Below are 24,863 nucleotides of genomic sequence, written 5' to 3' on the forward strand. Positions count from 1 at the left end.
GCGAAAATGGAACCTTGGAAATGGTTGAATATGGGTTTAGAAGTGGTATCTCGATTTATGCTTCAAAAAACCCTAGTAGATGGCCAAAAGAGAAATACGGATATCGTTGTAGCTAACAATGCTGCGATGGAGGAAAAACGGCAACAAATTCAGTTAGCACAGTATAAATTACAATGTGTACAAGTTGCGAATAATGCTGTAATAGAGGAAAAAAAACAGGAAATTCAATTAGAACAAATTAAATTACAATATATCCAAAATCGAGAGAATCGAGAATTTCAAGCCCAACAAACTGAACTCAATCATCAACGACAAAAGGAACTCCAAGAATATATCCAAAGCGTTAATTTAGCCATCCATAAAAGCAATATTGAGTTTCAACGCTGGCGTTTTGAACAGGAAAAAAGCCTACAATCAGAATTAGCAACTTATGGTCGAGAAACCCAATTAATTATCGCCGAATATCAACGAGAAACCGCGATAAAAGTTGCCCATAACCAAGCAGAAGTTCAGAAAATTTTTGCTAATTGGCCGTTAACATTGCCTCCGGCGCAAATTTTAGAATCCTACAATAATAATTTAATTCCCCTGCGAGTTTTTATTGCGCCGCCTAAAGTTCAGTTTGAAAAGTTTGCCACCACGCCGCAAAATTTCCCTGATATTGAATTAACTATAAATCAAAAAATGCGCGATTTTTTTGATCAGTATTCTCAACAGGGAAGACCGATAGAATTTTTAGCAGGTGCTTGGGAAAGTAAACGCTTTCATAGCGAAGCCAGTATTAAAGCCTTATTCGGGATGCTAAAATCAGAACCGACATTAATATTAGAGTCGGAATTTGATGGAGATTATCTCAATTTCCGAGTCGCCTATTGGACAATAGGACAACTTAACTATTCCTATCAAACGATTATTTCTCAACTGTCCTATCGGGATATTTTATATGATTCTGCTAAAACTCGCGCCCGGAAATGGAAAGTTACAAAAGACAAACTATTAGCACTGGGAAAAACCCAAGCTGATATTGATAAACGGGGCGGGGATAATGAAATTAATCTCAAAATTTGGGAGGAAGAACAAAGTTTACGAGAGGAGGGAATAGAGGATGACGAGTTAGAAATTCACTATAAAATTAATAGCAAGCATTTTGAAGATTTGTACCAGTTTTTAATCACCTGTCATTTTCTGGTCGCAGGTTGGATAGCTGACACTCATCATTTATTTCTCCATGATTTCACGCCTTTATTACCGCAACTCCTCCCAGATTTAACTCAGAATATCCCCGAAGGAGAAGTTGCAGATTCAGTCATAGGGATGGTCATTTCTGGCTATGAACAAATCTACAAAATCCTAGAAACAGAAAGTTCTCATCGTCTCCCTGAATTAATCCTAGAATTAGCCCAGGGTTTAGTCAATTTACCCAATAAATCTTGGGCTAAAAATCAATTAATTAATTCTGTAAAATCTTGGTTGAAGTTAAGAAACCCGGTTTCTCAAAGAAACCGGGTTTCTGAAGTTTCTGAATTATGGGATAGAGTTAATTCTGTCGTAATAGCTAAGGATTTAGACTATATTGAAAAAATCAATAATTTGCTAGAATCCTTGGGAGAAACTCACCGGGTTAATATTGTTCAAGCCTGTTATCAACGGGGACAAAACCATTGTCAACAGGGAGAATATACGACCGCCATTGATGATTTTACCCAAGTTTTGTTACTCGAACCTAATTCTCCCGATGCCAATTATAATCGCGGATTAGCCTATAGTAAATTAGGGGAATATCAAGCCGCCATCGAAGATTATAACCAAACCTTGCGACTGAATCCGAATTATGTCGAGGCTTACAATAATCGCGCTAATGCCTATTATAAATTAGGGCAATATGAAAAAGCGATCGCCGATTACAATTCCTGTCTCGCCCTTAATCCTAATTTACCCGATGTCGCCCATAATCGGGATGTTGCTCAAGGAGTTTGGGATGAAAAACGACGTCAGCAACAAACGGAAGTAGAAACAAAACGCCGTCAGGAGGAAGAAAGAAAGCGTCAGGAAGAAGCAGAAAAACGCCGTCAGCAAAAGGAATTTGAGTTTGATGTCATTACTGTTAACGCCCAAGGAAAGGAAACCAAACGAGAACGCCGTCGGGCTGAATTTTTTAAACAAGATTTAGGCAATAATATCAGTTTAGAAATGGTATCCATTCCTGGGGGAACTTTTATGATGGGTGCGGCTCAAAATGAAGCCCATGCTAGTAGCGACGAATATCCCCAACATCCCGTTAATATTGCTGCATTTTCTATGGCAAAATATCCCATTACTCAAGCTCAATGGGAAGCCGTACTTGCATTACCTAAAATAAAAATAGACTTAAAGCGCGACCCCTCTGATTTTAAAGGCGCAAACCGACCTGTTGATAGTGTAACTTGGCATGAAGCGCAGGAATTCTGTCAGCGACTTTCCCAAAAAACAGGAAAAACCTATCGTTTACCTTCTGAGGCGGAATGGGAATACGCCTGTCGTGCTCAAACTACAAGTCCTTTCCATTTTGGCGAAACCATTACAGCCGATTTAGCTAATTATGAGGCAAGTAATACTTACGGCAATGGGCCAAAAGGAACCTATCGTCAACAAACCACCGATGTCGGTAGTTTCCCTCCAAATGCCTTTGGATTATACGATATGCACGGCAACGTTTGGGAATGGTGCGCTGACCCTTGGCATGAAAATTATACTGGTGCGCCAGATGATGGTAGCGTTTGGGAGTCGGGCGGAAATACTCAATACCGGGTGATTCGCGGTGGTTCGTGGTTCAACTATCCCTGGGATTGTCGCAGTGCCAATCGTGGCAGGTACGTGCCGGGCGGTCGGTACTGGGACTACGGTTTTCGTGTTGTTTCCCTCCCGCCTGCGTGGACTCTTTAGCCCTTTGTCCTTTAGCCCTTTAGCCCTTTACCCTTCTTTCTTCTTTTCCCTTCTTCCCTTTTCGCGCGTCAGCGCGTTTAAAAATTTTTTTTTTCAGGGGACGGGTTTTGTTAGAAAATTGTGTCAACCCACAATAATTTTAATAAACCCGCCCTCTTGCTAAAATTCAGAGGAAAACCAATGATTATGAAAGGTTATATCAAAGGAAAAAGCATTATTCTCATAGATTGCTTGCCCGAAAATGTCCAAGAGGGTGATCAAGTAGAGGTGTCTGTTTCCGTTATCCCCAAACCCAAATATTCCTTTCCGACTTTTCAGTTAGGAATTAAAGAAGATTACCTCAACCGAGAAAAAATTTATGAGTCTGATTAAGATATTTTTTGACACAAATGTTTTGGTCTACGCTCACGATGAATCTGCCAATTACCATACAGAATCGGCAGAATTACTGCAAATGACTTTAGAGGAAAAAGTTCAAGGTATCATCGCTGAACAAAACATCATTGAACTGTATAGAATTCTGACTAACCCTAGTGCTATGAAAGGTAATGCCTTAAACCCATCAACCGCTAGAGATTTAATTGCTGGAACCTACCTAACGGGTACTTTGGAAATCCTTTATCCTAATCATTCTACCCTAGACAAAGTATTGGAATTAGCCGTCAATGGTAATTTTATTTCAGCCAGAATTTTTGATATTAGACTAGCGGCTTTGATTTTAGATGCGGGCATTGATTTTTTTGCCACTTATAATATTAGTGATTTTCAGGGAATCCCTGGTTTAAACCCATTGAGACCACCACAAATTTTGACAGCTATACCAGATTAGACAATGACATCCTCCTATTTAGCTGAAAAAATTAACAAAATGAGTGAATTACCGATTATCCAGAAAACCTATGATTTAATTAAATGGTATGTACCCATATTAAATCGCCTACCGCGAGATCATAAATTTACATTAGGAGATAGAATCATTACCGGACTTTATGACCTTCTCGAAGGATTAATTTTAGCCCGTTATTCCCCAAATAAACTAAACCAATTAGAATTATTGAATGGCAAATTAGATATTCTGCGCCATCAAACCAGAATATTATTAGATTTCGAGTTAATTAAAACTGAACGCTATGAGTATATCGCAAAATTGATTAATGAAATTGGCACAGAGTTAGGAGGATGGATTAAACAACAACGAAAAAACACCGAAAAGTTGCCTAATCTATAATTTTTATCGTGTGAGGATCAAAATAGAGAAAACCTACTCACGCCTCCCAATTGAAAGGTCAGGTTGAGTAGGTTTAAAACCGTTGGAGCTTAGAGTTTTACTTCAATATCAACTCCAGCAGGTAAATCCAATTTCATCAAAGCATCAATGGTTTTGGAAGAAGGCTGATAAATATCGATAATTCGACGATGGGTACGAGTCTCGAAGTGTTCGCGTGAATCTTTATCAACGTGGGGAGAACGCAGTAAGCAGTAAATCCGGCGTCTTGTGGGTAAAGGAATCGGCCCAATGGCAGTAGCGCTAGTCCGATTGGCCGTATCTACAATTTTCTCGCAGGAGGTATCAAGTAAACGACGATCAAACGCTTTGAGACGAATCCGAATTTTTTGCTGTTGAATAGTGGCCATTTTGTGTTCAGTTGTCTAGGTTCAGGATAACGGATCTGATTAATGATTAATCAGTGCATCTTCACAGATAGAAGGTGCAGAAGAGGGGATCAAATTTCCACTTTTCCGCAACCTTACCATCAACTTTGAAGATTTAATTCTGGAGCTTACTTAAGAATTTTGGATACAACGCCCGCACCAACGGTACGGCCACCTTCGCGGATAGCAAAGCGCATCCCTTGTTCAATGGCGATCGGGTTGATCAGTGTCACCGTCATTTTAATCCGGTCACCGGGCATAATCATTTCTGCTGTACCCCCCTCATCATCCGTAAAGGCGCTGATGGTTCCAGTCACGTCTGTTGTCCGCACATAGAACTGAGGACGATAGCCGGGGAAGAACGGAGTGTGACGACCGCCTTCTTCTTTGGTCAGAATGTAAACTTCTGATTCAAATTCAGTGTGAGGAGTAATAGAACCGGGTTTGGCAATCACCATTCCCCGTTCAATATCCTCTTTTTGAATTCCCCGCAGCAGCAGACCTGCGTTGTCCCCTGCCATCCCTTCATCCAGACTCTTCTTGAACATTTCTATCCCGGTGACGGTGGTAGAACGAGTGTCTTTAATTCCAACCAACTGAACGGTGTCACCGACTTTGACTTTACCCCGTTCAATCCGACCCGTGGCCACTGTCCCCCGTCCAGTAATGGAGAAGACATCTTCAACAGCCATCAGGAAAGGTTTATCAATATCACGCTCAGGAGTGGGGATATAGGAATCCACTTCTTCCATCAGCTTGTAGATTTTATCAACCCAGTCATTTGTACCTTTGGTGGTTTTGGGATCTTTTACCATTGCATCCAAGGCTTCTTTAGCAGATCCAGCCACAATGGGGATATTGTCACCATCGAAGTCGTAGGAGCTTAACAGTTCCCGCACTTCCAATTCCACCAGTTCTAATAGTTCCGCATCATCCACCATGTCTTCCTTGTTCAGGAACACAACAATATTGGGAACCCCAACCTGTTTGGCCAAAAGGATGTGTTCACGGGTTTGGGGCATGGGGCCGTCAGCCGCAGACACCACTAAAATTGCACCGTCCATTTGGGCGGCACCGGTGATCATGTTTTTCACATAGTCAGCGTGACCCGGGCAGTCAACGTGAGCATAGTGGCGCTCTTTGGTTTCATACTCAACGTGAGCCGTATTGATTGTGATCCCCCGTGCTTTTTCTTCGGGTGCTGCATCAATTTCATCATATTTTTTAGCGGTGGCTTGACCCATAGCCGCCAAAGTCATGGTAATTGCAGCCGTTAAAGTCGTTTTACCGTGGTCAACGTGACCAATCGTACCGATGTTAACGTGGGGTTTGTTCCGTTCAAATTTTGCGCGTGCCATTTTGAGTTAAAAATTGAAAGTTTTCAAGAAAAATAGTTGAGGGAAGAAGACAGGTATCAGGTGTTGGCGGCTGGCTGTTAACCACCTGCCGTTAAGGACAACAGGCCAAAACCTGACGACCCGCAATTGTTAATTTAGTTGCCTTTGTTCTTGGCAACAATAGCTTCAGCAACGCTACGAGGAACTTCCTCATAGTGACTGAACTCCATTGTGAAAATGCCTCGACCTTGGGTTTTGGAACGAATGTCGGTTGCATAACCAAACATTTCTGCTAAAGGAACCTTAGCGGTAACTTTGGCAATCCCTTGTTCAGTTCCTTGACCCTCGATTTGGCCTCGGCGAGAGTTGAGGTCTCCAATCACGTTACCAATAAAGTCTTCTGGTACTTCTACCTCAACCTTCATCATGGGCTCTAACAAGACGGGTTTAGCCTTATTAGCCGCTGCTTTCAACGCCATAGAACCAGCGATCTTGAAAGCCATTTCTGAGGAGTCTACATCGTGGTAAGACCCATCCACCAGAGTCGCTTTCAAGTCAATCAGAGGATAACCCGCAACCACACCTGTTTCACAGGCTTCTTTCATCCCTTGTTCCGCCGGGTTGATGTACTCTTTAGGTACAGTTCCGCCGACGATTTTGGAAACAAATTCAAACCCGCTACCCGGTTCACCGGGTTCGAGATTGATCACAACGTGACCGTATTGACCTTTACCACCACTTTGACGGATGAACTTGCCTTCAGCTTTAACCGATTCGCGGATGGTTTCCCGATAAGCCACCTGGGGCGCGCCCACATTCGCTTCAACTTTGAACTCCCGCAGCATCCGGTCAACCAGAATTTCTAAGTGGAGTTCACCCATCCCCGCAATCACCGTTTGATTCGTCTCAGAATCAACGGAAACCCGGAAAGTGGGATCTTCCTCTGATAAAGATTGGAGAGCTTTGGACAGTTTTTCCATATCCTGTTTCGTTTTGGGTTCCACCGCCACGGAAATTACAGGTTCAGGGATAAACAGAGATTCCAAAATAATCGGCTTCGCGTCATCACAAAGGGTATCACCGGTGAGGGTATCTTTCAAACCCAACGCCGCCCCTAAGTCTCCAGCCCGCAGTTCATCCACTTCAATCCGATCATCGGCTTTGAGAACGATCAAACGGGAAATCCGTTCTTTCTTATCTTTCGAGGAGTTTAAAACATAGCTGCCCTTTTGCAGAACCCCGGAATAAACCCGAACAAAGGTCAAACGACCGTAGGGATCAGCCATGATCTTAAAGGCTAGAGCCGATAAGGGAGCGTTATCATCAGCATAACGGACGTCAATTTCACCACTGGGTAAGGTTCCCTGAATCGGAGGAACTTCCCCCGGAGCCGGGAGATAGTCAACTACCGCATCTAACAGTTGTTGTACCCCTTTGTTTTTGAAGGCCGAACCACACAGGAGCGGAATGATCGTCCCAGCAACTGTACCTTTGCGTAACTGCGTCCGAATTTCTTCGTTCGTCAGTTCTTCGCCTTCGAGGTACTTCTCCATCAGGTGATCATCAGTCTCAGCAACGGATTCCACCAATTTCACGCGGTATTCTTCCGCGATCTCTCTGACCGCTTCTGGAATATCATCGGTGATTTCGATATCCGTTCCTTTGTCGTTGGTGTAGATATAAGCTTTCATCTCCACCAAATCCACTAATCCTTGGAGGTTGTCTTCACTTCCTATCGGGATCTGGATCGGAACTGCATTGGCTCTTAAGCGATCGCGGATTTGCTCATAGACTTTGAAGAAATTCGCGCCTGTGCGATCCATCTTGTTCACAAAGACGATCCGAGGAACTTTATAGCGATCAGCTTGTCTCCAAACGGTTTCAGACTGAGGTTGTACACCACCGACTGAACAAAAGACAGCAATCACACCGTCTAACACCCGCATGGAGCGCTCGACTTCAATGGTGAAGTCAACGTGACCGGGAGTGTCAATGATATTGATCTTATGATCTTTCCAACTGGTAGTAATCGCGGCAGCCGTGATGGTAATTCCACGCTCCCGCTCTTGAGCCATCCAGTCGGTTACTGCGGTTCCTTCATGGACTTCGCCCATTTTATGAACCATGCCAGAGTAGAATAAAATCCGCTCTGTTGTGGTTGTTTTGCCCGCATCAATGTGGGCTGCAATACCAATATTCCGTACTCTCTCAAGCGGGACGGTACGTGCCACAGCTACCTCCTTTTTAAACCTTTATTAAGATTTTATACGTTTACGGATATCACTGCTATCCCCAATTTTTAGTACCGATAATGAGCAAAAGCTTTATTAGCTTCTGCCATCCGGTGGGTTTCTTCCCGTTTGCGAACTGCACTTCCGCTTTCGTTGGCGGCATCCATCAGTTCATTGGCTAATCGTACAGCCATGGAACGTCCGGTTCTAGCTCTAGCATATTGAATTAACCAACGTAGGGCTAAAGCTGTTCCTCGTTCTGAGCGGACTTCCATCGGAACTTGATAGGTTGCACCGCCAACCCGTCGTGCTTTCACTTCAACCAGGGGGGTAGCATTGCGAACGGCTTTTTCAAACACCTCTAAAGGCTCTGAACCCGTTCTTTCTTCGATTGTTTTCAGTGCCTGATAAATGATCCGGTAGGCAATGGATTTCTTTCCATGTTTCATGATGCGACGTACCATCATGCTAACTAAGCGACTGTTATAGACCGGATCAGCAGGGATCGGACGCTTCTGCACAACTCTGCGACGAGACATATTGTATCTTCCTCAACACAATAGATGATTTTAGATTTTCAGCGATGAGTACAAGTCATCCGAAGCTAACGGCTGTTAGCCTTGAGCTAACAACACAAGTGCAACTTTTAACTTGACCGTGATTCAAAGTTCTTATTTAGGACGCTTGGCGCCATACTTCGAGCGTCCCTGACGACGATCTTTGACTCCCGCCGTATCTAATGTTCCCCGAATAATGTGATATCGAACTCCAGGCAAATCTTTCACCCGACCGCCTCGAATCATTACTACGGAGTGTTCTTGCAAGTTGTGACCAATACCCGGAATATATGCTGTCACTTCATAGCCAGAGGTTAGCCGCACCCTTGCCACCTTACGCAGCGCGGAATTAGGTTTTTTGGGGGTGGTTGTATAAACCCGTGTGCAGACTCCCCGCCGTTGAGGGCAACTCTTAAGGGCGGGCGATTTTGTTTTCTTCTGAGTCTGTTCCCGTGCAGAACGAATTAGTTGCTGGATAGTGGGCATGAGTTACGACATACTGAAATAATTAGGCAATTTGAAGTTTTAAGGTATCTCCACTGAAATATCCCTCCCCTACCTGGGGACGGGACTTTCTTTCAAAAGTATGGTCAGATGTTGACACCCAAAAGATCATAATAACCCATCCAGGTACTTTTGGCAAACTTTCTCTAGTAGGGAACAGGGAACAGGGAACAGGGAACAGGGAACAGGGAACAGGGAACAGGGAACAGGCAATAGGCAATAGGCAATAGGCAATAGGCAATGGGGAACAGGAAGAATAAAATATAGGGTTTAGGGTTGAAGGACGAAAGAATAGCTACAACTACAACATTGAGAGGCGTTGGGGTTTTGGAAGCGAAACCCACCCCCCATTAAATCTTCAGAATAGTCAATGGTTAAGTTTTCTAGGTACTTTAAATTTTCAGGCTCAATCACAATTTCAATCTGATTACACTGATAAACGACATCACTCGACTGGCGTGTGTGATCAAATCCCATTGTATAAGACCAGTCGCAGCAGCCTCCCTTTTGAACTCCAAGACGAAAGAGGACATGAGGATGATTTTGCTTGGACTTAAGGCGCAGAACCTCACGAGTTGCTGCTGGACTGAGAGAAATCATGGAACACCTGCTTATAAAAACGTTAACCGATTTTTAGATTACCAGGGGGAATGTTGTTCTAGTTATTTTTAAGCAGGAGTCCGAGAGTAGTCATCTTGAAAGCGAATAATATCATCCTCTCCCAAATATTCTCCATTCTGGACTTCAATTAAGACAAGGGGAATCACACCGGGGTTTTCCAAGCGGTGAGACATACACTGAGGAACATAAGTAGATTGGTTCGAGAATAGAATTTCTTCACAATCCCCACACACAACCCTAGCAGTTCCGGCCACAACAATCCAGTGTTCACTGCGATGGTGGTGCATTTGTAAACTCAGCCGATGACCGGGTTGGACTTCTATCCGCTTAATTTTATATCCTGGCCCTTCTTCTAGTGTCGTAAATGAACCCCAAGGTCTCAATTCCGTTGTGGCATTACATACATTGGGGATATTTTCACAGACGGGTGTAGAATTTTCAACAATTTCCTTGACTGCTACCATGACTCTATTTCCTTATCAAACGATTTGACGGAAGTTCAATTGCTGTTATTAAAATCTGGGGTGGCGTTAGTGAACACTTGGACGGCTGTTAACGTTTTCAAGGATAACCACTACAACCACCATAGCAAATGCACCTTGGTTGCTGTGATCTATCATAATCCCCTTTAACCCGGCACTGGTCAAATCTTTACACAACATTAAATTTAGAGGTTGACTGTTGGCTGTTAACGAGTACGGGCGGGTTTAGTCAGATCTTTGTTAAATTAATCACTATCTTGATGAACCCGCCCCTACACTGATTCCTAAACCATTATGGACGGGTGCGGCTGTGGGGAAAGGACGGTCTAAATAGTATCCTCCTAGATAAAGACTGGTGGAACTTCCTCCGTCTAAATTTAAGGCGGTAACAGCGTCTAATTTTTGCAGAATTTGAGCGAGTTCGGCTAAACTAGGGCCAGAACCATTGGGACGGTTATGAACAGCTACTATTAGTAAAGTATTATTATTGGTAATTGCAATTGCACTGCGGATGGCTTTTTGTTGTTGAAAGGCGGGATTAAATCGTTCTCGCGCTGCATCTAAAACAATTTGACGATTTTGAATTAATAACGGCCCTGCTCCTAAAATATTAGGATATTTTTCAAAGTCTGGGGGTTCAGTTTTACTTTCTAATTGTACACGAGTTCCTATCGGTAATAAATTTAATAATTCGGGACGACTTCTGATCACTAATAAATAACCTTGAATGGGAATAGCAACAGCAGGTGATCCTAATTTCGGGGTTTCAAGATGACGGGTAATTTGGTTGTTTTCAACAACAATAATTTTTTCTTGATTATTAATCGGGGTATAAGTTTTTCCCCAGTCGGAAGTATAACGAGAAATTCCGGTTTCAGCATAACCACTATTTAGATATTGTAGGGGTAGGGTTTGACCCGAATTTGTTGTTATTGTTTCTTTTAAGATTAAACGATTCATAATCATAGGTTTATCCTGTCCCCAAGCGATCGCTCCTCGATTTAAAATTGGACTCGATAACCAGTTATTATTTAACCGAATAGCACCCAAAGGGTATTGATTATTGCGATTAAAAAATCCTCCATTAATCGCTGCCGAAACTCCTGCTTTTTGTGCTATATCCAATAAAGGTGAGGTTCCTTGACGAGAATTAATATTACTTAAAATAGGATTCAAGCTAATTTGAGGTTGATTTAAGTCAACTTCTAGCCAATATACCGGAAATCGTTCAACAGTTGTTACTGTATTCTTTAAAATTCGATTCAGTAAAGATCCTAAAGATATCTCAGTTTTTGGGATTTCAATATATTCTTGTCTCCACCTAAGTCCCGGTTGCCATAAAATATTTTTAGACTCTAAAAAATCCGGTTTAATATCAATAATTAAACGATAGGGAGAATCTAAAGTTGTTACAACGGGTCGCCAACCGGGAGGGACACTAAATTGTAGACGAGTTTGATAATTTTGGGATTGTAATTTTATGTTATAATCGTTATTAGATAAAAGTTTTGGATCAGCCTTGGCTTCTAAAGTTAAACTCCAATCTTGTAAAATTGGGAGAGAAGGTTGAGAAGGTTTAGGTTGATTTAGAGTTGTGGGATCATCGGTTAGAGGAGGCGGTGAAGGTTGAGGAGAAGGAGATGGCGATCGCTTTTGAATATCAGGAGTAGGTTGTTGCCAAAACGTCGGTTTATCGAGTTCAATAATAATTTTATTTGGGGAAAAAGTAGATTTTGTTTGGAGAGAATTGCTTTCTAATAATAAGGGTTCAATACGAATAGATTGAATCTTTGATGGAGGGATTGTAATTTTTAAAGTTGTTCCATTCGGTTGAATTTCCCATTGAGAACTAGCCGGAAAATTAGATAAATCTAAATAGCGATAGGGGCGAATATATTCAGCCGATAAAACAACAGAATCAGAAAACCATTGAATGGGTTGTTGCGAACTATTATTCGTATCTAGTAGATTAATCCCTAGATTCTGCATTAATCCAATATCACTCATTTTTACAGAATTTGTTGATTTTCTGTTAGATGGATCAATCCGCCAAGGAACGTTAATTAAATTATTGTTTAATTCAATAATATTTCCGTATTGTGAAGAAGAGTTTGTTCTGGGTAAAGCTAGAGTGTCAATTGGGAAGGTACTTAAACCAATTACACTTAACAATAGAATAATATTTTTTTTCGGTCGAGTCAGATTAAAATTAAGCATATTTTGACTAAACAAATAATACAGATACTATCAAACGATGAACTTGTATCAGCCAACCGTTAACAGCCAACCGTCAACCGTCAACCCGGTAATTTGTCATCAGATCCTCAAATTGTTTAACAGTGTGACCCAATTCAGTGTATGCTAATAAGGAAGGGGCTTTTTCGCCATAATGTAAATTTTGGCTACAATTTAATTCTTAATGTAAAGAACGTAACGCTTGCAGGAAAAACGTAGGGGCGGGGTTTTCCCGCCCGGTATTTCATTGGTTTTCCCGCCCGGTATTGTATAATTGTTAACCCGCCCCATCCATTCATCCCGCGCTGCAACATTTTTCTGTAGAGACGTTGCATCCAACGTCTGTACACATCTACCCTCACTCGATAAAATCAAGACATGGATAACAAGAGAGTCAATTACAACCAACAACAGAATCAACAAGAGCTTATGTCAGGGAGTATGGGCTACCCCTATGGGGGTCAACGCTGGTTAGTCGAAGAAAGAGATGCGTGCGGAGTCGGTTTTATTGCTAACCCATCCGGGGGTGCGAGTCATTCTATTATTCAAAAAGCCTTACCTGCTTTAACTTGCTTAGAACATCGGGGCGGCTGTAGTGCAGATCAAGACTCTGGGGATGGCGCCGGGATCATGACTGCTATTCCTTGGGAATTGTTAGCGCCTTGGTTTGCGGAACGAAAGATTGATATTCTGCAAGAACCGGAATGTAAATTTGGGGTGGGGATGGTGTTTTTACCCCAAGATAGTGATTTAGCAGCTAAAGCGCGTGAAATTATTGAAGCTGACCTTAAACAAGAAGAATTAGTTCTAGTGGGTTGGCGGGAAGTCCCTGTAAAACCGGAAGTTCTGGGAGAACAAGCCAGAGAAAATCAACCCCGGATTGAACAAGTTATTGTATATTCAGCTAAGGGTAATACTGGGGATGATTTAGATCGACAACTGTTTTTAGCCCGTCGTTCTTCTGGGGTGGCGTTAAAACAGGATGGGTTAGTCTGGGGTGAGGATATTTATATTTGTTCTTTTTCTTGCCGTACCATTGTCTATAAAGGCATGGTGCGCTCGGCGATTTTAGGAGAATTTTATTTAGATTTAATTAACCCAGCCTATAAGAGTAATTTCGCAGTTTATCATCGACGCTTCAGTACGAATACGATGCCGCGCTGGCCTTTAGCCCAACCGATGCGACTGTTAGGGCATAATGGCGAAATTAATACTTTATTGGGTAATATTAACTGGATGCGAGCCAGGGAAGGAATTCTTTCTCATCCGGTTTGGGGCGATCGCTTAAAAACCTTAATTCCCTTTGTCGATGCTAACAATAGTGATTCGGCTAATTTAGATAATGTCATGGAGTTGCTGGTGAGAACCGGGCGCTGTCCGTTGGAAGCGTTGATGATTATGGTTCCTGAAGCTTATAAAAACCAGCCAAACCTCAAAGATCTGCCCGAAATTACCGATTTCTATGAATATTATAGTGGGATTCAAGAACCTTGGGATGGCCCTGCATTATTAGTGTTTAGTGATGGGAAACAAATTGGCGCCTGTTTAGACCGTAACGGTTTACGTCCCGCCCGCTATTGTATTACTAAAGATGGCGTGATCATGGTTTCCTCCGAAGCTGGGGTGGTAGATATTCCCGAAGATGAAATTCAGGAAAAAGGCCGTTTAGGGCCAGGACAAATGATTGCGGTAGATTTGAGTACCCATGAGGTTCTGAAAAATTGGCAGATTAAACAACGAGTCGCCCATGAACACCCTTATCGGGAATGGTTACAACAATATCGTAAAGACGCGCAACCCCAACCCTTTGTCAGCGAAAAACAATTAGCAGCCAACGTTCTGCTAGAACAGCAAACCGCCTTTGGCTATGGGGCGGAAGATTTAGATATCCAAATTGCGGATATGGCGAGTACAGCCAAAGAAGCGACGTTCTGTATGGGAGATGATATTCCCTTGGCGGTGCTTTCCGATAAACCTCATTTGTTATATGACTACTTTAAACAACGGTTTGCTCAGGTAACAAACCCTCCGATTGACCCATTGCGGGAACGGATTGTCATGTCCTTGTGTATGCGGTTGGGGAAACGGGGGAATTTGTTAGACGCAAAACCTGAAGATGCTCGACTGTTTAAAATTGACTCTCCCCTGCTGAATGAGGCAGAATTAGAAGCTTTGCGTCAGTCGGATTTTCCCAGTGCAACGCTCTCAACGCTTTATGGGTTAGAAAGTGGGCCTAATGGTTGTGCGATCGCTCTCACCCGACTTTGTGAGAAAGCCGCCGAAGCGGTGGATCAAGGCAAAGAAATCATTATTCTGTCGGATCAAGGGTTAACGGCTGAACAGACCTATATTCCGCCCTTGTTAGCGGTGGGGGCTGTTCACCACTATTTAATTAAAACCGGGAAACGGTTAAACGCTTCAATTGTGGTAGAAACGGCTCAATGTTGGAATACCCATCATTTTGCTTGTTTAGTGGGTTATGGAGCTTCGTCTATTTGTCCTTATCTGGCGCTGGAAAGTGTGCGCCATTGGTGGTCTATTCCCCTAATTCAGAGCAATATGGAGAAGGGGAAATTACCCGCTATGACCATCGAAGATGCCCAAAATAACTATCGCAAGGCGGTAGAAGATGGGTTGCTGAAGATCTTATCGAAAATGGGGATCTCGCTGTTGTCTTCCTATCAAGGGGCGCAAATCTTTGAAGCCATTGGTATTGGAGAAGATCTGCTAGACGTTGGTTTCCGAGGTACGGTGTCTCGTATGGGCGGGTTAACGATTTCTGAGTTAAGCCAAGAGGTGTATCAATTCCATGCCAAAGCCTTCCCCGTAGAAGGGAAAAAGTTAGAAAACTTTGGATTTGTCAACGCCATGAAGCGGGGTGAATATCACTTAAATACCCCAGAAATGACAAAACTGTTACATCAAGCCGTTCGTTCTACGGAGGGAAATGGATTTGACTTGTATGAAATGTATCGCAAATTCATGGAAAGTCGCCCTGTAACAGCATTACGGGATTTGTTAGATTTTAAGAGCGATCGCACTTCCATTCCTTTAGATGAGGTTGAACCCGTTGAAGAGATTGTTAAACGCTTCTGTACTGGGGGGATGTCCTTGGGAGCTTTATCTCCCGAAGCCCATGAAGTCTTAGCCATTGCTATGAACCGTTTAGGGGGTAAATCCAATTCAGGCGAAGGTGGAGAAGATCCCGCCCGCTTCAAAATGTTTAACGATGTTGATGAAAATGGGATTTCCCTGGGTCGTCCTTATTTAAAAGGATTGCAAAATGGAGATAGCGCCAGTTCTGCAATTAAACAGGTGGCGTCGGGACGGTTTGGAGTCACACCCGAATATTTGATGAGCGCTCAGTCCATTGAGATTAAAGTCGCTCAAGGGGCTAAACCAGGGGAAGGGGGACAGTTACCGGGTAAAAAAGTTAGTCCCTATATTGCCATGTTGCGGCGGTCTAAACCCGGAGTTACCTTAATTTCGCCTCCTCCTCACCATGATATTTATTCTATTGAGGACTTAGCCCAATTAATTTTTGACCTGCACCAAATTAACCCGAAAGCGACGGTTTCGGTGAAATTAGTAGCAGAAGTCGGTATTGGGACTATTGCGGCGGGGGTTGCTAAAGCCAACGCAGACTATATTCAAATTTCCGGTCACGACGGCGGGACAGGTGCGTCTCCCCTGTCTTCCATTAAACACGCGGGAGGCCCTTGGGAATTGGGGTTAACGGAAGTGCATCGGGTGTTGATGGGAAATAAACTCCGCGATCGCGTGCGTTTGCGCGTTGATGGCGGTTTCAAAACCGGATGGGATGTGGTAATGGGAGCGTTAATGGGGGCTGAAGAGTTCGGCTTCGGAACGGTGGCGATGATCGCTGAAGGCTGTGTAATGGCCCGGATTTGCCATACTAATAGTTGTCCGGTGGGTGTTACCTCTCAACAGGAACGTTTGCGGGAGCGCTTCCCCGGAACTCCGGGTCATGTCGTGAATTTCTTCTATTTTGTCGCCGAGGAAGTCCGCCATATTTTAGCCGCGTTGGGATATCGCAAATTAGTGGATTTAGTCGGACGGTCAGACCTGTTGAAACGTCGGGATAACGTAACTGTGGCGAAAACTCAACACCTGAATGTAGAGGTATTGACCCAGACGCCTGTTAGCAGCGATCGCAATTGGTTAAACCATGAACCCATCCATAGTAACGGCCCAGTTTTAGATGATGTGTTATTAGAAGATGCGGAAATTGCTACGGCTATTCAAAATCAGGGGACGGTGACGAAAACCGTGCGTGTCGTTAATACTGACCGGACAGTGGGAACCCGCATTGCAGGTAAAATCGCCTCGCTGTATGGAGATAAAGGCTTTGCAGGACAAATCAACCTCAATTTTACAGGTTCGGCGGGTCAAAGTTTTGGGGCGTTCAATTTACCGGGAATGAAGTTAACTCTAACCGGGGAAGCCAATGATTATGTTGGGAAGGGAATGCACGGGGGAGAGATTATTATTAAACCTCCGGCGGCTGTAACCTACGACCCTTCTGAGAATGTGATTATTGGGAATACCTGTTTATATGGGGCGACGGGGGGAACGTTATACGCCTATGGAAAAGCCGGAGAACGGTTTGCGGTGCGGAACTCCTTGGGTAAAGCCGTCATTGAAGGTGCTGGCGACCACTGTTGTGAATATATGACGGGCGGTGTCGTGGTGGTGCTGGGTAAAGTCGGGCGGAATGTGGGTGCTGGACAAACGGGCGGTTTAGGGTATTTCCTCGATGAAGATGGGGAGTTTCCTGAAATGATTAACCCGGAAATTGTCAAAATTCAACGGGTGAGTACGCCGATGGGTGAACAGCAGTTGAAAGAGTTGATTGAACAGCACGCTGAACGCACGGGAAGCGAGAAGGCTAAGGCAATTCTAGCGAACTGGTCGGAATATTTACCGAAGTTCTGGCAAGTTGTTCCTCCTTCGGAGAAAGATAGTCCTGAAGCGTCGGTTGCGGAATTGGCGATCGCGATTTAGGAGAGTCAGTTTTAAGAGCTAACTTCTCAGCCCCCTTCTCAATTGAGAAAGGGGCTGATTTAATATTTTTGAGGTTTAATCATAGATTAATCGATCATTACGTATAGCATAACTCCAACCCCTATGAATATATTCCTTAGTAGCCATTAGATAAAATATAATTCAAACGCTTTAAAAGCTTTTTTTGTTTTTGTTTAGGAAAATGGAGAATACTCAATTTATATATCTTAGATTGATTTTTATTAATTATTTCTGAGATAGCCTCATTTCCGAATTCTCGATAGGCTGAGAACTGATTACCAAAATCAATAATTATTTTATCTGTTCGATGATGACCCCTGCTCGCATATTTAGGATTTTTAAAGTGATCACGATCACTACAAGGGTATCTAGCTGGATGAAGAACATAGTAGTTAGGTTTTTCTGAGTTTTTGGACTGTACCTCTAAAAACTCATTAGCCGTAATTGATGAAATTGCAAAATCTTGACTATAAATGTCTTTCTCAACATTTTTAAATCGGTATGACAATACTTGTGTATCAACCATCATATCTACATTTTTATTGGTTAAGTTAGATTTAATTGGTTGTTCAAATTCTTCTAATGAATTAACGCTAATAGTGGGTAAAAGTAAATCTTCTACCGGGTGATTCAATTTCCGCGAGGCATACAAAAGAGATGCTTTCAAATCATCTGCTTCAAGATCAGGCATTTCTTCTAATATATCTTCAGCACTGAGCCCAGCCGCAAACAAGTCTAACACATCTGACACCCGAATTCTCATCCCTCGAATACAGGGACGACCACCACATTGCCTGGGATTAATTGTGATTCTTTCCAGCAGGGTTGACATTCAAAACGGCTCCATAATCGGTTTCTTCTAGTATGCACTTTTGTTTGCCGTTTAAACAAGAAAACAATGGTATTGCCATATAATCTTAGCATCAAATTAGATAAAAATTGATCAGGAGTTTGATTAATTTATGATTATTAACAATAATTAGGTTAAGGATAAGGAAGTAAATTGATTTCAGGGATAAAGCGATAATCACTTTGATTCTTTGTCAGTAAAGGAAAATTATTAATCATAGAGGTAGCAGCAATCAAAGCATCTGGAATTAATAATCCATGACTTAAACGGTAGGTTTTGATTAATTCCACAGTAAAACTTGATATATGGTCATTGATTTGACTAATGTGATAACGGGACAAAAATTTATTCAAATGCTGTAATTCTAGTTTATTCCTACAGCCGACTATTAATTCCATTTGGGTAATCACACTAATGGTAATTTGATTCTTTTGTTCTTCCAAATCAAGGCGATTAATAGATATTTCAATATTACGGCTAACATCTATTAAGATATCTGTATCTACTAAAATCATCATTTAACTCCACTCCTTCTCTCTAATATTTTTAACCCATTTACTGCTATTTTCCATGTCTTTTTTGTCAGACCACATCCCAATAAAAGGTTCTTTTTTTAAGGGAGTCAATTCTTCTTTTAACAAAGTAATTGGGATAATTTTTGTTTGTAAAATTTGTCTTTCTTCTGGAGTTAAATTATTAATGATTTTAGCAAGAGAATCAACTAATTGTAAGTTCATAAAAAACTCCTTTAGATTTTGGACTGAGTTTAACTACCCAGAAAGATAACATTTATTTCTGTGACTCGATGTAAGGGTTTAGTTGTCTTTTCTGTAGTAATAAATTCATCAGCATTTACTGAAATAGCAGCAGCAATTAAAACTCCAGAATCTAAATAAGTTGTTATAATAATTGTCATTGATTTTTACTTCTAATTTCATCTAACTCAGCTTTTATATCATCCAAATCTAATAATTTAATATTTGGATCGTTAATTATTCTTTGTCTAATTTGCCAAAGCTTTTTACCTAATTCTGTCTGAGGTTGGTAAACAATTTCAGTCGTTTCAGATAATTGTTCTTCTGACTTTTCTGGGTCAATAGCATCTATAAAAGCTAAAACTTTTTCTTGATCTTCTAATTTTAATTTGTGCCATTTATTAAGTAGTAATTGTTCGTTCATTTTGTTTTATCCTATTCAAAGTTTCTGCTGCAATGAAGTGTTAGCTTGTGCTGTTATAGCGCTACGCGCATACGTTAGGACAATTTCTAAATGCAGCATCCACGCATTCTCTGACGGTTTGAAATTCGTTTAATCTCTGTTTCATCCATGTCTTTAAAACAGCCCACCAGTTTTCAATCTTGTTCAAGTCGGGAGAATATGGGGGCAAATACCAAATTTTACATCCGGCTTCTTCGACGAGTTCTTTGATATATTCCCCTTGATGAAAGCTGGCATTATCAATAATAATAATGTCTCCTGGTTCTAGCACTGGCAGCAAACAATTCTTTAACCAGGTTTCAAATAAATCTTTATTACATGACCCCTCAAAGGTTAAAGGAGCCAATAATTTACCTTCTTTCAATGCTGATAGCCAACTGACTCTTTCTCTTCTTTTACCGGACTTGAGTGCATAACATCTTTCCCCTATCGGGCTGTAGCCATACGGGTAATCCTCTCTATTATCAAATCCCGCTTCATCTACATAAACTTTTCTGCTCCTTTCTATTCCCTCTAGTTTTTGAAGAAATTCTCGTCTTTTTTCTTCATCTCTTTCTCGATACCCATAAGTTTTTTTTTTCGACTTATACCCAGTTTTCGACAAGCATAACTAATATTCTGTTGCGTCGCCTCACACCCCCATAATTGGGCCATTTGTTTTTGAGTCTTGTCACTATTTTTTTTCACGAATTCTTTAAATTTTTCTAACTCCTGAATTTTCGGTTGAGTTCCTACTCCTACCTGTCGGCTAGCCTGATAGTCTCCTGTTTCTCTTTCTTTTTTCAGCCACAGATCTAATGTGTTGCGACTTATTTTAAAGAAACGACTTACCTCTATTTTCTTTTCTCCTCTTTTCACGGCTGCGATCGCCTTGGAGCGTAAATCGTAACTATAAGGTGCCGGCATAACTATTTTCCGATATTGAGGTATTACTGCATCTTATCATACTTTTGTCCTAACCATAGCGCGTAGCGCTATAGTTTCCGCGAGGCATACAAAAGAGATGCTTTCAAATCATCTGCTTCGAGATCAGGCATTTCTTCCAATATATCTTCAGCAGTTAGTCCAGCCGCAAACAAGTCTAACACATCTGACACCCGAATTCTCATACCTCGAATACAGGGACGACCCCCACATTGCCTAGGATTAATTGTGATTCTTTCCAGCAGGGTTGACATTCAAAACGGCTCCATAATCCCTTTCCTCTAGTATGCACTCTTGTTTACCGTTTAAATAAGAAAACAATGGTATTGCCATATAATCTTAGCATTAAATCAGATAAAAATTGATAATGATTGAATCAGATATCCTCGAAAAACTGCAAGGAACATCAATCGAAGAACGTATCCTAATCATTGAAGCCATTTTACAAACTGTCAAAAATGATATGCGCTCAACTTCCTTACCACAGCTTACCTCTGAACATCCCCTGCGAGGAAAAGTCATTCACTATGAACATCCCTACGAACCCGTAGCTGTAGAAGACTGGGAGGCGCTAACATGATCATCCTAGACACTCATATATCGCAAATATCCAAAGAAACCGGGTTTCTAATTAAGTTAATTGCAATAAATCCAGATATCTACAGAAACCCGGTTTCTGATGGCGATCGCAAATACCCCAAAAAACCGGGTTTTAAAAATTCGTAACACTGCCTTATCGATGTCTATAATTATCGTTTGCTTTTTCTGCACGAAGGGTTGCCACATCTTGCCAAAAGCTTTCCCGTGTCACCTGTTTTAATAAGGTTTCTCTGTCTTTTGTATAGTCACCTCGCCCCCAATTAAATTCTTGTAGAAAACGAAGGGTAGCAACTTGACCTAAGTGTTCAACTAGAATTTGATAGCCTTTTTCTCGAAGTTCAAGGGATGTCATCGTTCGATTCTCCTTTGGTTTGAAAAACAGACATTAGCCAAATGACAGGATTTGAGATAGTAACATTACAATAATTGTATAAAATCATCAACACTTAATCCAGCACCTCTAATAATTGATCTTAAAGTTCCTTTATCCAGTTCGGAATGATTGGGAACAACCACTTGTGTTAAAGGTTCATTACGTCTGAGAATCAGATGGCTACCTTGTTGTCGTCTCAAATAAAAACCCACTTTCTCTAAAGCCTTAACACATTCCTTACCTGAAATTCTAGGCAATTTACTCATACCACTAACAGCACATTTTCTAAAGTCTCAACATTTTCCAGGGGTACAGGTAAACCATCTTCTTCTAAAGCTAAAATATAGCCTTGAATTGCTTCTTTAATATTGATTAATGCTTCTTCTTGAGTTTTCCCCTGACTCACACAACCGGGTAAACTCGGACATTCAACGACCCAGTAACCATCCTCGCCGGAATAAATTGTTATTCGTCTAATCATAATCACAGTAATTAATAATATTGTTTCCGTTTTTAGAATAACAGAAATTTTTCTATATTGTAGGGGCGGGTTCGCGTTCATCTCTGTTAATTAGCAAAAATCTGGCTAAACCCGCCCCGAATGCGATCGCAAATACCCCAAGAAACCGGGTTTCTAATTAAGTTAATTACCACAAATCCAGATATCTTGAGAAACCCGGTTTCTGAATGCGATCGCAAACACCAAAAGAAACCGGGTTTCTAATTAAGTTAATTGCTATTTACCCAGGTTAGCCCTGAACTAAAGTTCGGGCTAAAAGCTAAAGTCATCTAAAGATGACTAAAACTGATCTTCCTCAACCCGTTTTAACGGGTTTTAGCTTTGAGCCTGAAATTTATTTCAAGGCTTTTAGCGCGATTGTTAACACCGATTAACGCGAACCCGCCCCTACCGTGCCTCCCACAATTTAATCGTGTTCTTACTCCCACTGGCTAACGTCTTACCATCGGGACTGAAGGCTACAGAGTAGACATCCTTTGAATGGTCGGTGAAAGTAGCAATTTGCCGTTGGTGCTGCACATCCCACAATTTAATCATGTTATGATTCACACTCGCTAACGTCCGACCATCAGGACTGAAGGCTACAGAGTAGACATACCATGAATGTCCGGTGAGAGTGGCAATTTGCCTATGGCTCTGCACATCCCACAATTTAATTGTCTTGTCCGCACTCCCACTAGCTAACGTCCGACCATCGGGACTGAAAGCTACAGAATAGAGAACATCTGAATGTCCGGTGAGAGTAGCAATTTTCTCTTGGCTCTGCACATCCCACAATTTAATCGTACTGTCAAAACTCCCACTGGCTAACGTCCGACCATCGGGACTGAAAGCTACAGATGTGACAAATTTTGAATGTCCGGTGAGAGTAGTAATTTCCCATTGGCTCTGCACATTCCACAATTTAATCGTGTTCTCCCCACTCCCACTAGCTAACGTTCGACCATCGGGACTGAAGGCTACAGATGTGACCCAAGTTGAATGTCCGTTGAAAGTAGCAATTTCCCGTTGACTGTGCACATCCCACAATTTAATCGTCTTGTCCCTACTCCCACTAGCTAACGTCCGACCATCGGGACTGAAGGCTACAGACGTGAAATCATTTGAATGTACGGCGAGAGTAGCAATTTCCTGTTGGCTCTGTACATCCCACAATTTAATCGTCTTGTCCTTACTCCCACTAGCTAACGTCCGACTATCGGGACTGAAGGCTACAGATGTGACCCAAATTGAATGTCCGGTGAGAGTAGCAACCAGGGTGGGGTTTTCCCAGGAAACTTGGGGTGATGGTGTAGGTTGTAGTGTTGACGGTATCTGTAAATCCTGTAAGGCCTGATCAGCAGAGGAATAACGATCTCCAATATCTTTTTTTAATAGCTGATCAAGAACTTTCTTTAATTGTGGACTAAGATTTTGCTTGACATATTTTTGCCAATTTGTCGTCCAACTGTAACCGTCATCTAACCATAATTCCAGAGGTGAAATTTTAGTTAATAGATAAAAACAAGTCACTCCTAAACTATATAAATCACTGGCGGCGTAGGCTTCCCCCCCTTGCATTTGTTCCCGACTTGCATATCCATGGGAACCAACACGGGTTCCGATTTGGGTATATACCACCGTTGCGGATAAATCTTTTGCTACGCCAAAATCAATTAACACATATTCCCCATTTCCACGACGCATAATATTATCCGGTTTGAGGTCACGGTGAATCACTTTTTGCTGGTGAATAAATTTGAGAACAGGTAACAAACTGGTTAATAATTCCTTAACTTGCTGTTCTGTCCAAACCCCTTGTTTTTGTAAAATCTTATCTAAAGTTTCCCCTTCAATATATTGCTGAATTAAATAGAGTTGATTGTTTTCTGAAAAATAGGCTGATAACGCCGGAATTTGGGGATGTTGTCCCAGTTGTTGTAGTTGTCTCGCTTCCCGTTCAAATAATTCTAAAGCTTTTTGTAGTCCTGCTGTTCCTTGCATCATGGGAACAAACTGTTTAACTACACATTTCTCATTCAATTTGTCGATATCTTCCGCTAAATAAGTCCGACCAAACCCCCCTTGTCCTAACAGTTTGATCATCCGAAACCGTCCCCGCAGCAAGTCGGGTATGGGGACACCGCAGCTTTGACAATAAACCGTATTATCGGGGTTGTCTGGGTTCGGACATTGGGGGTTGATGCAGCATTTCATTATCGTTGAGGGATAAAATTGTACTGGGATTTTATTTAATTTTATACAAGCCCTACAATTAATTTTAGCGGATTTATCCAATAATGACAAAAAAATTAGCCAAAAAACAGCTATTTCTGTCATTCTGAGCTTGCGAAGAATCTCTACTATTTCTCAAAACCCCATAGAGATACTTCGTTTCACTCAGTATGACATTAATTAATTATTATTCCTGTCATTCTGAGCACAGCGAAGAATCTCTACTATCTCTCAAAATTCTACAGAGATACTTCGTTTCACTCAGTATGACATTAATTAATAGGATGCGAAAAAGTTTGAGTAAGCTTGTTCTAAATCATTCAAGCTTTGTTGCAAGGGAACTGCTGATACTTCTGATAACCACTGTCGTTCTTCTAATTTCTTGGCTTGAGTGATAAATTGTTTTTGCAGTTCAGCGTTTTTAGGTTTCTTTTTACCTCCTTTGTACTCGGAAACACAGAAAGCCAGAGTATCATTCCACACGACCCGTACACACCCAAATAATTTGGCTAATGCCAATTTTTGGGAGGGTCTTGGGTAGCATCTGAAACGATATCTGGCTTTCATACTTTTGTT

At 41.8% G+C, this 24,863-nt stretch carries 25 protein-coding genes and 1 pseudogene; 6 read left to right on the forward strand and 20 right to left on the reverse strand.

Features of this window, described 5'->3' with window-relative positions; genetic code table 11:
* The first annotated feature begins 6 nt into the window (after nucleotides 1-6).
* The 4 genes from PL8927_RS29020 to avd all read left to right on the forward strand — a co-directional run bounded on the left by PL8927_RS29020 (nucleotide 7) and on the right by avd (nucleotide 4,150).
* Nucleotides 7-2,922, forward strand: a complete 2,916-nt coding sequence (locus tag PL8927_RS29020; RefSeq protein ID WP_197047462.1) for an SUMF1/EgtB/PvdO family nonheme iron enzyme — start codon at nucleotides 7-9, stop codon at nucleotides 2,920-2,922.
* A gap of 180 nt (nucleotides 2,923-3,102) precedes the next feature.
* Entirely contained in the window at nucleotides 3,103-3,294 is a 192-nt protein-coding gene (locus PL8927_RS17655; protein ID WP_231506051.1) for a hypothetical protein, read from the forward strand.
* Nucleotides 3,281-3,751 (forward strand): type II toxin-antitoxin system VapC family toxin, encoded by a 471-nt coding sequence (locus PL8927_RS17660; RefSeq protein WP_083624161.1) that lies wholly within the window; start codon nucleotides 3,281-3,283, stop codon nucleotides 3,749-3,751. Before PL8927_RS17655 ends, PL8927_RS17660 begins: the two co-directional genes overlap by 14 nt.
* Before the next feature lie 3 nt (nucleotides 3,752-3,754).
* Complete coding sequence (gene avd / locus PL8927_RS17665; RefSeq protein ID WP_231506052.1) at nucleotides 3,755-4,150, forward strand: diversity-generating retroelement protein Avd; 396 nt, start codon at nucleotides 3,755-3,757, stop codon at nucleotides 4,148-4,150.
* 89 nt (nucleotides 4,151-4,239) lie between these two features.
* Here the strand turns inward: avd and rpsJ are convergent, their stop codons facing one another.
* The 8 genes from rpsJ to PL8927_RS17705 form a co-directional block, all read right to left on the reverse strand.
* Entirely contained in the window at nucleotides 4,240-4,557 is a 318-nt protein-coding gene (gene rpsJ, locus PL8927_RS17670; RefSeq protein ID WP_072721120.1) for a 30S ribosomal protein S10, read from the reverse strand.
* A 146-nt stretch (nucleotides 4,558-4,703) separates the two neighbouring features.
* The gene (tuf, locus tag PL8927_RS17675; protein ID WP_083624163.1) at nucleotides 4,704-5,933 is read right to left on the reverse strand and encodes an elongation factor Tu; all 1,230 of its coding nucleotides are present in this window, start codon (nucleotides 5,931-5,933) and stop codon (nucleotides 4,704-4,706) included.
* Nucleotides 5,934-6,067: 134 nt separating this feature from the next.
* Nucleotides 6,068-8,143, reverse strand: a complete 2,076-nt coding sequence (gene fusA / locus PL8927_RS17680; protein ID WP_083624165.1) for an elongation factor G — start codon at nucleotides 8,141-8,143, stop codon at nucleotides 6,068-6,070.
* Nucleotides 8,144-8,211: 68 nt separating this feature from the next.
* Entirely contained in the window at nucleotides 8,212-8,682 is a 471-nt protein-coding gene (gene rpsG / locus PL8927_RS17685; RefSeq protein ID WP_083624167.1) for a 30S ribosomal protein S7, read from the reverse strand.
* A gap of 132 nt (nucleotides 8,683-8,814) precedes the next feature.
* On the reverse strand, nucleotides 8,815-9,186 hold the full coding sequence (gene rpsL / locus PL8927_RS17690) for a 30S ribosomal protein S12 (protein WP_026786431.1): 372 nt from the start codon (nucleotides 9,184-9,186) through the stop codon (nucleotides 8,815-8,817).
* Nucleotides 9,187-9,474: 288 nt separating this feature from the next.
* Complete coding sequence (locus tag PL8927_RS17695; protein WP_083624169.1) at nucleotides 9,475-9,804, reverse strand: HesB/IscA family protein; 330 nt, start codon at nucleotides 9,802-9,804, stop codon at nucleotides 9,475-9,477.
* Between the two features lie 68 nt (nucleotides 9,805-9,872).
* Complete coding sequence (locus tag PL8927_RS17700; protein WP_083624172.1) at nucleotides 9,873-10,289, reverse strand: phosphomannose isomerase type II C-terminal cupin domain; 417 nt, start codon at nucleotides 10,287-10,289, stop codon at nucleotides 9,873-9,875.
* A 270-nt stretch (nucleotides 10,290-10,559) separates the two neighbouring features.
* Nucleotides 10,560-12,524: a phosphodiester glycosidase family protein gene (locus PL8927_RS17705; RefSeq protein ID WP_083624174.1), complete on the reverse strand. Its 1,965-nt coding sequence runs from the start codon at nucleotides 12,522-12,524 to the stop codon at nucleotides 10,560-10,562.
* A gap of 396 nt (nucleotides 12,525-12,920) precedes the next feature.
* On the opposite strand from PL8927_RS17705, the gene gltB reads away from it, so the two are divergent.
* Nucleotides 12,921-17,567: a glutamate synthase large subunit gene (gene gltB / locus PL8927_RS17710; RefSeq protein ID WP_083624177.1), complete on the forward strand. Its 4,647-nt coding sequence runs from the start codon at nucleotides 12,921-12,923 to the stop codon at nucleotides 17,565-17,567.
* Between the two features lie 640 nt (nucleotides 17,568-18,207).
* Here the strand turns inward: gltB and PL8927_RS17715 are convergent.
* From PL8927_RS17715 to PL8927_RS17740, 7 genes and pseudogenes are all read right to left on the reverse strand, one after another.
* Nucleotides 18,208-18,420 (reverse strand): annotated as a pseudogene (locus tag PL8927_RS17715) (DUF433 domain-containing protein); the annotation flags it as partial.
* 152 nt (nucleotides 18,421-18,572) lie between these two features.
* Entirely contained in the window at nucleotides 18,573-18,953 is a 381-nt protein-coding gene (locus PL8927_RS17720; RefSeq protein ID WP_197047463.1) for a type II toxin-antitoxin system VapC family toxin, read from the reverse strand.
* A gap of 3 nt (nucleotides 18,954-18,956) precedes the next feature.
* Nucleotides 18,957-19,175 (reverse strand): hypothetical protein, encoded by a 219-nt coding sequence (locus PL8927_RS17725; protein WP_083624182.1) that lies wholly within the window; start codon nucleotides 19,173-19,175, stop codon nucleotides 18,957-18,959.
* A gap of 29 nt (nucleotides 19,176-19,204) precedes the next feature.
* Nucleotides 19,205-19,354, reverse strand: a complete 150-nt coding sequence (locus PL8927_RS28080; protein ID WP_197047464.1) for a hypothetical protein — start codon at nucleotides 19,352-19,354, stop codon at nucleotides 19,205-19,207.
* The gene (locus tag PL8927_RS17730; RefSeq protein WP_083624184.1) at nucleotides 19,351-19,617 is read right to left on the reverse strand and encodes a hypothetical protein; all 267 of its coding nucleotides are present in this window, start codon (nucleotides 19,615-19,617) and stop codon (nucleotides 19,351-19,353) included. Before PL8927_RS17730 ends, PL8927_RS28080 begins: the two co-directional genes overlap by 4 nt.
* 61 nt (nucleotides 19,618-19,678) lie before the next feature.
* Nucleotides 19,679-20,562, reverse strand: a protein-coding gene (locus PL8927_RS17735; protein ID WP_197047317.1) for an IS630 family transposase whose coding sequence is annotated in 2 segments (ribosomal slippage) — nucleotides 19,679-20,233 and nucleotides 20,236-20,562 — 882 coding nt in all. Because the reading frame shifts where the segments join, the coding sequence is not laid out codon by codon here.
* 68 nt (nucleotides 20,563-20,630) lie between these two features.
* Nucleotides 20,631-20,834: a DUF433 domain-containing protein gene (locus PL8927_RS17740; protein ID WP_083624186.1), complete on the reverse strand. Its 204-nt coding sequence runs from the start codon at nucleotides 20,832-20,834 to the stop codon at nucleotides 20,631-20,633.
* 113 nt (nucleotides 20,835-20,947) lie between these two features.
* Between PL8927_RS17740 and PL8927_RS17745 the strand changes: the two genes are divergently transcribed.
* Complete coding sequence (locus tag PL8927_RS17745) at nucleotides 20,948-21,160, forward strand: hypothetical protein (RefSeq protein ID WP_083624189.1); 213 nt, start codon at nucleotides 20,948-20,950, stop codon at nucleotides 21,158-21,160.
* 153 nt (nucleotides 21,161-21,313) lie between these two features.
* On the opposite strand, the gene PL8927_RS17750 is transcribed toward PL8927_RS17745, so the two are convergent.
* The 5 genes from PL8927_RS17750 to PL8927_RS17770 form a co-directional block, all read right to left on the reverse strand.
* Nucleotides 21,314-21,532 carry a hypothetical protein gene (locus tag PL8927_RS17750; protein WP_083624191.1) on the reverse strand — a complete coding sequence of 73 codons (219 nt, stop codon included), beginning with the start codon at nucleotides 21,530-21,532 and terminating at the stop codon, nucleotides 21,314-21,316.
* Between the two features lie 65 nt (nucleotides 21,533-21,597).
* Nucleotides 21,598-21,819, reverse strand: coding sequence for a type II toxin-antitoxin system HicA family toxin (locus PL8927_RS17755; RefSeq protein ID WP_083624195.1), 222 nt, complete (start codon nucleotides 21,817-21,819; stop codon nucleotides 21,598-21,600).
* The gene (locus PL8927_RS17760) at nucleotides 21,816-22,034 is read right to left on the reverse strand and encodes a type II toxin-antitoxin system HicB family antitoxin (protein ID WP_197047465.1); all 219 of its coding nucleotides are present in this window, start codon (nucleotides 22,032-22,034) and stop codon (nucleotides 21,816-21,818) included. The genes PL8927_RS17755 and PL8927_RS17760 overlap by 4 nt, the downstream gene beginning before the upstream one ends.
* Nucleotides 22,035-22,460: 426 nt before the next feature.
* On the reverse strand, nucleotides 22,461-24,269 hold the full coding sequence (locus PL8927_RS17765; RefSeq protein WP_083624894.1) for a serine/threonine-protein kinase: 1,809 nt from the start codon (nucleotides 24,267-24,269) through the stop codon (nucleotides 22,461-22,463).
* A 294-nt stretch (nucleotides 24,270-24,563) separates the two neighbouring features.
* Complete coding sequence (locus tag PL8927_RS17770) at nucleotides 24,564-24,854, reverse strand: transposase (protein WP_331281841.1); 291 nt, start codon at nucleotides 24,852-24,854, stop codon at nucleotides 24,564-24,566.
* Between the last annotated feature and the right edge of the window lie 9 nt (nucleotides 24,855-24,863).

This window comes from Planktothrix serta PCC 8927, assembly GCF_900010725.2.
Lineage (GTDB): Bacteria > Cyanobacteriota > Cyanobacteriia > Cyanobacteriales > Microcoleaceae > Planktothrix > Planktothrix serta.